General features: G+C 47.6%; 9 protein-coding genes. 4 read left to right on the top strand and 5 right to left on the bottom strand.

What is annotated here, in order from left to right; genetic code table 11:
- Positions 1–23 precede the first annotated feature (23 nt).
- Both arsB and B3180_RS07250 read right to left on the bottom strand, forming a co-directional pair.
- The gene (gene arsB, locus B3180_RS07255; protein ID WP_278358451.1) at positions 24–1,064 is read right to left on the bottom strand and encodes an ACR3 family arsenite efflux transporter; all 1,041 of its coding nucleotides are present in this window, start codon (positions 1,062–1,064) and stop codon (positions 24–26) included.
- Positions 1,051–1,791 carry a metalloregulator ArsR/SmtB family transcription factor gene (locus tag B3180_RS07250; protein ID WP_286843789.1) on the bottom strand — a complete coding sequence of 247 codons (741 nt, stop codon included), beginning with the start codon at positions 1,789–1,791 and terminating at the stop codon, positions 1,051–1,053. Before B3180_RS07250 ends, arsB begins: the two co-directional genes overlap by 14 nt.
- A 132-nt stretch (positions 1,792–1,923) precedes the next feature.
- Between B3180_RS07250 and B3180_RS07245 the strand changes: the two genes are divergently transcribed.
- Positions 1,924–2,181, top strand: coding sequence for a P-loop NTPase (locus B3180_RS07245; protein WP_286843787.1), 258 nt, complete (start codon positions 1,924–1,926; stop codon positions 2,179–2,181).
- A 169-nt stretch (positions 2,182–2,350) separates the two neighbouring features.
- On the opposite strand, the gene B3180_RS07240 is transcribed toward B3180_RS07245, so the two are convergent.
- The gene (locus B3180_RS07240; protein WP_286843785.1) at positions 2,351–4,003 is read right to left on the bottom strand and encodes a dipeptidyl-peptidase 3 family protein; all 1,653 of its coding nucleotides are present in this window, start codon (positions 4,001–4,003) and stop codon (positions 2,351–2,353) included.
- A 97-nt stretch (positions 4,004–4,100) separates the two neighbouring features.
- Between B3180_RS07240 and B3180_RS07235 the strand changes: the two genes are divergently transcribed.
- Positions 4,101–4,949 carry an HDOD domain-containing protein gene (locus B3180_RS07235; protein ID WP_224798070.1) on the top strand — a complete coding sequence of 283 codons (849 nt, stop codon included), beginning with the start codon at positions 4,101–4,103 and terminating at the stop codon, positions 4,947–4,949.
- On the opposite strand, the gene rdgC is transcribed toward B3180_RS07235, so the two are convergent.
- The gene (gene rdgC, locus B3180_RS07230; protein ID WP_054491247.1) at positions 4,946–5,836 is read right to left on the bottom strand and encodes a recombination-associated protein RdgC; all 891 of its coding nucleotides are present in this window, start codon (positions 5,834–5,836) and stop codon (positions 4,946–4,948) included. The genes B3180_RS07235 and rdgC overlap by 4 nt on opposite strands.
- 71 nt (positions 5,837–5,907) lie before the next feature.
- Positions 5,908–7,641, bottom strand: a complete 1,734-nt coding sequence (locus B3180_RS07225) for a sensor histidine kinase (protein WP_054491246.1) — start codon at positions 7,639–7,641, stop codon at positions 5,908–5,910.
- Between the two features lie 181 nt (positions 7,642–7,822).
- Between B3180_RS07225 and B3180_RS07220 the strand changes: the two genes are divergently transcribed.
- Positions 7,823–8,617: a DUF3450 domain-containing protein gene (locus B3180_RS07220; RefSeq protein ID WP_054491245.1), complete on the top strand. Its 795-nt coding sequence runs from the start codon at positions 7,823–7,825 to the stop codon at positions 8,615–8,617.
- A gap of 12 nt (positions 8,618–8,629) precedes the next feature.
- The coding region (locus B3180_RS07215) for an energy transducer TonB (protein ID WP_286843780.1) at positions 8,630–9,549 on the top strand (920 nt) is incomplete at its 3' end.

Genomic DNA, 9,549 nt, shown 5'->3' with positions numbered 1-9,549 from the left:
GTTTTTGCGCTCATCATTCCCCTTTAACTTGATGTAAACCAGTGTTTCGTCTTATTCGCGAACCAGACTAAAGAGAGCATCACCGGTACTTCTACCAGCACACCCACAACAGTGGCCAACGCGGCGCCGGACTGCAATCCAAATAATGAAATAGCCACAGCTACTGCTAACTCAAAAAAGTTTGAGGTACCAATTAAGCAAGCCGGAGCCGCAATTCTATAAGGCAACTTAATCAGCAACGCGATAATAAAAGTGATAGCAAAAATGCCGTAGGTTTGAATCAGCAACGGGGTTGCTATCATGGCAATGTCTAAGGGACGCGTCAGTAACACCTCTGCCTGAAAGCCAAACAGCAGTACTACGGTTAGCAGTAAGCCGACAATGGACCAGGGCTTCATGCGTGCATCAAAGGCTTGCAGTGCGGCCTCAACATTATGCTGCTTCGATGTTGCTTTGCTCTTTAGCCGCTGGCGCGTTAACAGCCCGGCAATAAGCGGTGCCACGACGTATAAGCCAACACTTAACAGCAAGGTTTGCCAGGGCACAATAATATCGGTAATACCCAGCAGCAGGGCGGCAATAGGGGCGAAGGCAAAAATCATAATGACGTCGTTGACCGATACCTGTACCAGCGTATAGCTGGCATCGCCTTTGGTCAGCTGACTCCAGATAAACACCATAGCCGTACACGGCGCAACACCAAGTAGAATGACCCCGGCCAGGTATTCGTTAGCGGTCTCCGGCTGAATAAAGTCAGCAAATACACCTTTGAAAAACAGCCAGCCAACCAGCGCCATGGTGAAGGGTTTTACCAGCCAGTTAATAACGACAGTTAGAATAAGCCCCTTAGGCTCTTTAGCAATTTGTGTAATAGACTCGAAGTTTACCTGCACCATGACCGGATAAATCATCAGCCATATCAGTACGGCGATAATCAGGTTAACTTGTGCAAATTCAATACCTGACAAGACTTCAAAAATTGCCGGGAATACATTGCCCAGTAAGGTTCCTGCAATAATCGCCAGAGCGACCCAAACCGATAAAAAACGCTCAAACACACCCATTATCGACATCCTTGACCTGTTGAGGAATTAACGACGCGTGATAAGCCGCCGTGGTTTTAATCATAGTCGCCATCCAGTCCTGTAGGGCGGGATTAATTCGATAGTACACCCAGCGCTGATCTTTACGGTCGGCTAATAAGCCGTATTCGCGCAGTTGCGCCAAATGCCGCGACACTTTTGGCTGTGACATACCAGTCGCGTCCACGAATTGGCAAACACATAACTCACCATGGTGTTGTAGCATTAAAATCATTTTCAGGCGCAGGGGGTCAGCCATAATTTTGAAGAACTCATGAGGTGCATCAAACAGCTGCGGACGGTCACTTTTCTTGCGTAAAATAAGCAACAGCATCTTTATACGCTCGCTTAATTCGTGCGCCGTTTTCTTAAACGCATCCGCTTTTTTACTGGCCACCGGGTCGGGGAAGTCCCAGGCAATGAAGTGCTGATCACCGCATAAAGTCTGGCATTCAGTGCGAGCCCGATCACACAGGCTTATCACGTAATCAAAGCTATTGAGATCAATGTCATCAAGCGCTTTTGAGTGCAGCCCATCAGTTTCAACACCCAAGTGCTCTAATGCCGTTAAAGCACCCGGCTCAGGTTGTGTCGGCTCAGTCCCCGCACTGGCAACCTCAAAGTCATCGCCCGCAAACTGCCGAAAAATCTCCTCCGCCATTAAAGACCGCGCAGAATTCGCCGTACACAGAAACAAAACTTTCGTCATCAGGTAACACCATATATTCGATAATCCATATATATGCTATACCGAATATATTGGCCGCGCAATAGCCAAGCTGGGAGGCTGGGGACTGAACCAAGAGCGCTGAGGCTACAGGAACCATTGTGGAGGACGCCCGTGAATANNCCCCTCTTCGGCCACGGCGGCGGTGAGCGCATTGCCCAGGAATACGACACCACACTCCTCGGCCAACTGCCCCTGCACATGACCATCCGCGAACAGACCGACGGCGGCACCCCCTCGGTAATCGCCGAACCGGACTCCGAAGTGGCCCGCCGTTACCGGGATATCGCGAGAAGGGTAGGGGCTGAACTGTCCACTCGGGAGCGAAACCTTTCCGGTTCGATCTCAAGCGTTTCAGTGACCGAGCACTGATACGCTCAATCTCGCGGAGTTCTTGACCAAGGTAAGTTCGCGGGCGTAGGGGCCGTCTTCCAAAAATGTCGAAGGCCAAGGATGGCCTTCGTCAAGCGTTCATGGATGAACTTGTAGCGTCTCCGTCACAGGGGGCTCAATGTTCAAGCGAAGCAAGTGACAACCTGCCCTATAGCCCTAGCACGTCTTTGCCTTGTTTGAAAGTGACGTCAACGGGGATGCCGGCGTCGGCGAGTTTATCGAGGTCGGCTTTTAGCTGTGGGCTGACAACGCCTAAGGTTGCAACCAGTTCAGCCACACCGTTGTAGTCACCGTCGCCTTGCAGGGTCAGAATTTTTTCTGAAAGGCTGTTCATAGCGGCACGCATTTTGTCCATATCAATGGCGTATTGGCCTTTTTCATTGCGCTTGAAGGCGCCTTCATCGGCAAAGTAGTTGAAACGAATCATGTTGGCTTTGCCGTGGGCACTGGATGCACCAAAACGCACCGAGCGGAAAATGCTGGCCATAAAGGTGGTGTAATAGTCTTCCAGCTCACCTTCGGCTAGAACGCCTTGTTCAAACAACTGCGTTACCATGTAAAGCCCCAGAATATCAGCTTTACCTTCTTCCAGCGAAGAAGCGTGCTCTTTCAGCGCCGAACGCACGGTGCCTTTGTCATTCAGGGTGTTTTTAATACCCAGGCCGTGTGCCACTTCGTGGAACATGGTATTGGCAAAGAAGGCGTTAAACGTAATGTTCTCACGCTGCTCCGGTACAATTAACTGCTCAGCAATAGGCACCAAAATTTTATCGAACTTAGCCTGCATGGCGTTTTTCAGCTGTAAGCGGCGAGTGCCTTTTTCCAGCTGAACTTCTTCGTCATTCGGCAGGTTTATGGCAATGGTCTTACTGCCTGCATTGGAGTGACCGGCATAGTAAACCGCGTCGTAGGCATTTAGCTGAGCATTGGCGCCCGGCATTTCTGCTTTATAAGCCGGCTCAACGGGCAAGCCTTCCTGTAATTGCGGTAAATACTCAGCGTATTTCGCTAAGCGCTCGCTCCATGCTTTATCTTTTATCAAAACATAAGACTCAAACGCGGTTTTGTAACCGTACAGATGGTCTTCGTAGTTTTCGATAGGGCCAATAACCACATCAACATCGTTATCGGTCATTTCCATCCAGGCCATATCTGACGGCTGGTATTCATTACTTAAAAAAGCCTCAGCGCGCAGGCGCAAATATTTCGCGAATGCCTGACTCTCTGCCAGGTCTGCGGCTTCAAGGAGTATGTCCGAAGCTCTGGTTAATGAATCTTTAAAGGCTTCTGAATAGGGTACGGTAATCAATTCATCTTGCTCATCACGGCGCAACAACGTGTATAGACTGTCTTTGTCAGCAAGGTCTGCATTTTCAAATTCAGTATTACTCATATCGGCCGGGTAGAAATTCGCACCTTCAGGTTTTTCCTCAAAACCGGTCAAGAAAGGTTTGTTGTTATTGAGGCGATCCCAGGGGCCGTAGTTAATTGCGGTAAATTCACGTACGTCACCTTCAACACTGCTTAAAAGGCTTTCTTTATTTCCGGGGAAAGCTTGCTGCCAGAATAGGTTATCCATAATTTCCGACGCATCTATGAGTAAACTCACCATCTTCTTTTGGTCGTCTGACAAGTGCGATAAGTCGGTCTTGAGCTGATAAGGTGTATAAATATCAAGCCGTTGTTCAGCTTCAGCAACTAATTCGTAATTCTCAATTGATTTTTTATCGGTTGGCTCAGGCTCGCTGCAGCCCATTAAAATCAGCGCCAGTGGGGCTAAACTAAACAGTGTTTTTTTCATAATATGACTTTTGTATAAATTGTGTTGTTGGCAAGTTCTGTTAATCTACTTCCAAGCTTTTTGAGAAGCAAGAAAACCATAATAATAAGGACTTAAAATGTCATCGCAAAATGCGTTATATCTGCTAATTGACGAGCGACTTAAGCGCGATGAGCTCAAGCTTCCGGGCTTACCTGAAACAGCAGAGCAAGTGCGTAACGCAACCATGGACCCAGATTGTAACCTGCACGATCTTAGTCATATTATCCAGCAAGATACCGTATTGAGTGCCCGCCTGATTCGTTTGGCAAACAGTGCTTATCTGGGCGGAAGAAATAAGGCTGAGAGTTTGATGCAGGCGTTGACCCGTATCGGCATGCGGCGTATTCGTACTCTGGCACTGGCAATGGCGATGGAACAGGTATTCAAACCCGATAATGACATCGTAAAAATGTTTTCTGAGCAGTTTATTAACGAAAGTCGCGAGATTGCTGCGGCCTCGGTCGTTATTACTCAGGATCTTCAACGGCGGGGAATCGGTCATCGGTTACATCAGGATGTGTCTTTGTTAGCCGGTATGATTTCACGCATTGGTGTTGCCCCAATTTTGCGTATGGCCAACGAGTTTGAAGACAGTTTCGCGAATCCGTCGTTTATTAACGAATGTATTACTCAATTCAGTTCTGCATTAGGCAGTAATATTCTGCGTTATTGGCAGTTCACGCCCAACTTGGTGCAGGTGCCGTTGCATTTTTACAAAGGCCGGATGGAATTAGACGATGCGATAACGGTGAACTACTGCGATATTGTCCATTTAGCGAGCTTATTGACCGGTAATGCAAAACCCAATAAAAACAGTGTGACCGTTGTTGAGTATCAAATGCGAGGGGTTATTAAAACGGATGATTTTTGGCAGCAGGAATCGGTTCAGGAATCCTACCGCCAAATGCTGGAGTTACTGTCTTAACCAAAGGCTCGTTTTAAATCATCAAATAGAAGTCCGGCTTCTGCGCTTACTAAGGCAAAGTCGGCATCAATTTTCTCTTCCGGGCTTGGGTCCACTAAATCATCTTTAGCGTCAAGCAGACGATCCGTGGGCTTAACTCGTTTAAGAGCCATGTCTGACTCGATAATAAACTCTAAGTTTTCCTGCCAAACCAAACCTAAGCGAGTCACCTGCTTACCGCCGGCTAAATGCGCCTGAATGTCTTCGCGGGTTAAGTCTTCCTGTTTACAACGAATGATGCCGCCATCGGCCTGAGGTGAACGCAGCTCGGCCTCGTCACCAAACTCAAAAGGGTTTGGTAAGTCTGTGCTTTGCAGCCAGTGAGTCAGGTAAGTTTCAACAGCTTCGCCGGGGCTTACGGGACGCACAGGTAAAGAGCCTACAGAAGAGCGCAGTAACCCTAAAAAGTCCTCGGCTTTGTTGGCTGCAGATTCATCAATTGCAATAATTTGACGGTCGAGGTCAATATAACCCCAGCTTTGACGAAAACGGCTAAACGCCTGTGGTAGAAGCTGGTGAATTAAATCTTCTTTTAAATTCTGCTTTTCTTTACGTGGTACCGAACGGCCTTCAACTTCACTAATCTGGCGAACTTTTTCATCCAGCTGTGCGTTGACCACTGTGCTTGGCAGCACTTTTTCTTCACGTTTTGCACAAAGCAGCCAGCAGTTACCCAGGCTGTGGGTCAATACTTCGTTGTCCGCACCAAAAGGAGAAGTCCAGCCGAATGAGCTCTGATCGGAGCGCGAACAGGGGTGAAAGCTGTGTTCCGCTAGCTGTTCAGAGAAGTCATCGGGTAATGAAAAGGTTTCGCTGAATTGGTAAAACCGAAGATTTTTAAACCACATAGATAAGCTGTTCCTGTCGCAACATAGTAAAGAAAGATAACAGCGGATTGTATCCCGTTAAGGGAGGTCTGTCAGTTTAAAACCTGTACAGGAAACGAAAAGAAATAGCTTAAACCGTCACCGGGTTCGCTCTCGGCTCTAATTTCGCCGGACAGAGTCTGGGTTACCAGGTTTCTGACAATATGGGTACCCAGTCCGCTGCCACCCTGATCCCGTTTGGTGGTAAAGAAGGGGTCAAACAGACGGCTGAGCTGATCCTGAGATAAGCCGTTGCCGGTATCTGAGTAGCGCACTTGAAGTGTTTCACCATCGAGATTAATAGAAATGGTCATAACGCCGTTATCGATGCCGTCGAAAGCATGGCGTAATGAGTTAAGAATCAAGTTAGTGAATATCTGTGATAAAGCCCCTGCTGGGCAACGTATAAAAATGTCATCGGCGCATTCAAGCTGCACCTGATGGTTGGTTTTCTTTAAATGAGGCTGTAATGACTGGACCAGATCTTCGATATAACTTTTCAGGTTAATATCGCGGATGGCGTCAGATGCCTGATCGACGGCCACCTGCTTAAAGCTGCTGATAAGATCAGATGCGCGGTGCAGGTTATTGTCCAGTAAGTTAAGGCTTTCACGGCCTTCTTCAATAAACTTCTTCAATTGTGCCTGAGTCAGCTCTTTATTAAGCAGTGACTGGTCCAGTGTGTCGAGCTTTTCCCGTAAGTAAGATGAGGCCGTGACACTAATGCCAATGGGCGTGTTTACGTCGTGAGTAATACCGGCCACCAGACCGCCCAATGAAGCCATTTTTTCTGATTCAATTAATTGCTGCTGTGTTTCCCGTAAATGGTTCAGTGAAGACTCTAAGCGTTGGTTCGACTGACGTAAGGTATTTTCAATGGCACGGCGTTGACCGACTTCGCGCTCCAGTTTCTCCTGGCGCATTTCCAGTTCGTTTTTCCGTTGCTCCAGGTCCAGCATAACCTGACTTAAACGCGACGTTTTGCGTGCCACTTCCTGCTCTAGTATGGCGTTTTGTTCATCCAGTTGGCGGTTAGCAGCTTTGAGCTTCTTTTGGGTCCGGTCCAGGTCTGCCTGATACTCTTCGATATTGTCGAGTAACTGGTTGTAGGCCTGTTCAACTAATACCAGCTCATTGTTGTGCTGGTCGTTCAGGCGAATTCTTGAACGCTCCAGGTTATCCAGCCGGAACCCTTTAATTTGCTGAGTTAAATCACTTAACGGGCGGCTTAACATACGGTTAAAGGCAATGGTAAAAAGCACAATAAGGAAGGTACTTTTAATAATGGCATTACCGATAATAAAGCCAAGGCTGACTTTTATGCGGTCAATCGCAATATCGCGCGTCGAGAACAGACTGACGTCGCCGACTTTGGTGGAGTGACCGGAAAACTCGAAGATTAATGAATCGTAGTAACCGAAAATGCCTTCGCGCTCCGGAAGTAACATACCTTCGCTATTATCGTCCGGTAAATCACTCATTTCTGTGGTTTCACCCAGCTGTACCAGGATATTTCCGGCGTCGTCGCGGATAAGTACACCGGCTATGGCGGGAATGCTGATAAGGCCGTCGGCAATGGTATCAATTTGGTTGCTATTGAACTCCCACAACGAGCGCGTAAGTGAGCCATTGAAAGTACTTTGTTGGTTCTGAAGTTCAGCAATCAATACACGCTTGGTATCAAAATACTCCGCCCCTATCTGCACCGCAGTTACTATCAGTGTCAGCACGAAGTAAACGGATAATACCCGGGTAAGCAGCGAGGAAGAAATGCTTTTGATTGCCATAGACAGATGTCAACGAATTGAACAGATAGGGATAAACTAATTCATTGGCCAGAATAACGCAATAAAGCAATCCGCTCATCCTAAATAAAGCCACTGACATAAAAATGACATTTTTCGGTCATTAAGCTGTCACGAAAAGTCACTAAAGTCGCCACAAATTAATTCACAAAGGTCATAATTTATGAAGTTAATTACTTCTGCTGGCGTTTTAGTTGCGGTTGCCTTAAACGTTGCACCAGCTTACTCGCAGGAAGATAAACTCGAGCCTGTGGTTGACGGAGCCTCATCCATCAACGAGTCAGCCCGTAAGTCGCAGCTTACCATCGATCAAATCTCGGATGATATGCAGGAGCGGCTGCAACAGTATAAACGCATCATGAAAGAAATTGATGGCTTAAAAGTTTATACCACCCAAGTTGAGCAGCAAATCAGCAGCCAGGAAAGTGAAAAGCAGGACATCAATAATTCTATTGATCAGGTCAGCTATGTCGAGCGTCAAATTACTCCTCTGATGTTGCGAATGATTGACTCCCTTGAGTCTTTTGTTGAATTAGATGTGCCATTTTTGCAAACCGAGCGCAGTGAGCGGTTACAGCAATTGAATGACCTTATGGAACGCGCGAATGTCGATGTTTCGGAGAAGTTCCGCCGGGTCATGGAGGCTTATCAGATAGAAGCCGATTATGGCCGCAATATTGAAGCCTATACCGCAGAACATGAAATTAATGGTCAACAGCAAGACGTTACCTACCTCCGAATTGGTCGCGTGGCATTAATTTATAAAACGCGTGACGGTCAGCACCTGGGTATTTGGAACCAGGAGCAGCGCAGCTGGCAAGAGCTGGACAGTAAACACCTACCTGCCGTAGACGAAGCGATTCGCATAGCCAGAAAACAGTTAGCGCCTGACTTACTGATGATGCCGCTGTTTGCGAATAAATCAAACAGTTCTACCCAAAACAGCGCCGGTCAATAAGGAGTAATAACCATGAATTTAATACAGCGTATCGCAAAATGGTTTTCAGTAACGGTATTGGCCTGTGCTTCTGTTACGGCGTTGGCAGCTCCTGTCCCTCAGGACCCGATTAACTTAGATGAACTGTTACAGCAGTTACAGCAGGGTAAGTTTTCTCAGTCGGAAAGTAATAAAGAGCGCGAACAGCGTTTCCGTGAAAAAGAGCAAGAGCAAAAAGCCATGCTGGCTGACGCTATTGCTGAGCGTAACCGTTTAGAGCAGCGAGCTGAAAATCTGGAAACTCAGTTCGAGCAGAATGAAGTCGACTTGGGTAACTTGAGCGACACCTTAACGCAGCGCATGGGCTCATTAAAGGAGCTGTTTGGTGTGCTGCAGCAGGTCGCTAATGACGCATCCAGTAACTTCAATAATTCGGTTATTTCTGCTCAGTATCCGGGCCGGGCAGAGCAGTTAGACGAGCTTGCTGAACGTATGGGCTCGTCTTCTAAGCTGGCGTCAATTGAGGACATTGAGAGTGTCTGGTTTGCTCTGCAACAGGAAATGACAGAGTCGGGCAAAGTGGCAGAATTCACCACCGAAGTAACGGCTGTTAATGGTGACAAAGCCGAGCAGGACGTGGTTCGTGTTGGCGCTTTTAACCTGGTTTCAGGTGGTAAGTATCTGGAGCGTATGAGCTCAACGGGCTCTGTCGCTGAGCTGGTGCGTCAACCTTCGGGTCGTTATCTGAACACTGCGGAAGATATTCAGCAAACCGACAGTGGCGTTGTGACCTTTGGTCTGGACCCTACAGGCGGCTCTATTCTTGGTTTACTGGTTCAGGCACCGAGTTTAGGTGAGCGCATCGACCAGGGCGGTACGGTTGGTTACATCATTCTGGCATTGGGCGCTATTGGTCTACTGTTTGCCTTAGAGCGCTTTGTATCACTGATGCA

Source organism: Idiomarina sp. UBA4206 (assembly GCF_002383015.1).
Classification (GTDB): domain Bacteria; phylum Pseudomonadota; class Gammaproteobacteria; order Enterobacterales; family Alteromonadaceae; genus Idiomarina; species Idiomarina abyssalis.
Note: the sequence above shows the minus strand (reverse complement) of the source record. Positions and strands in the feature narration are given on the sequence as shown.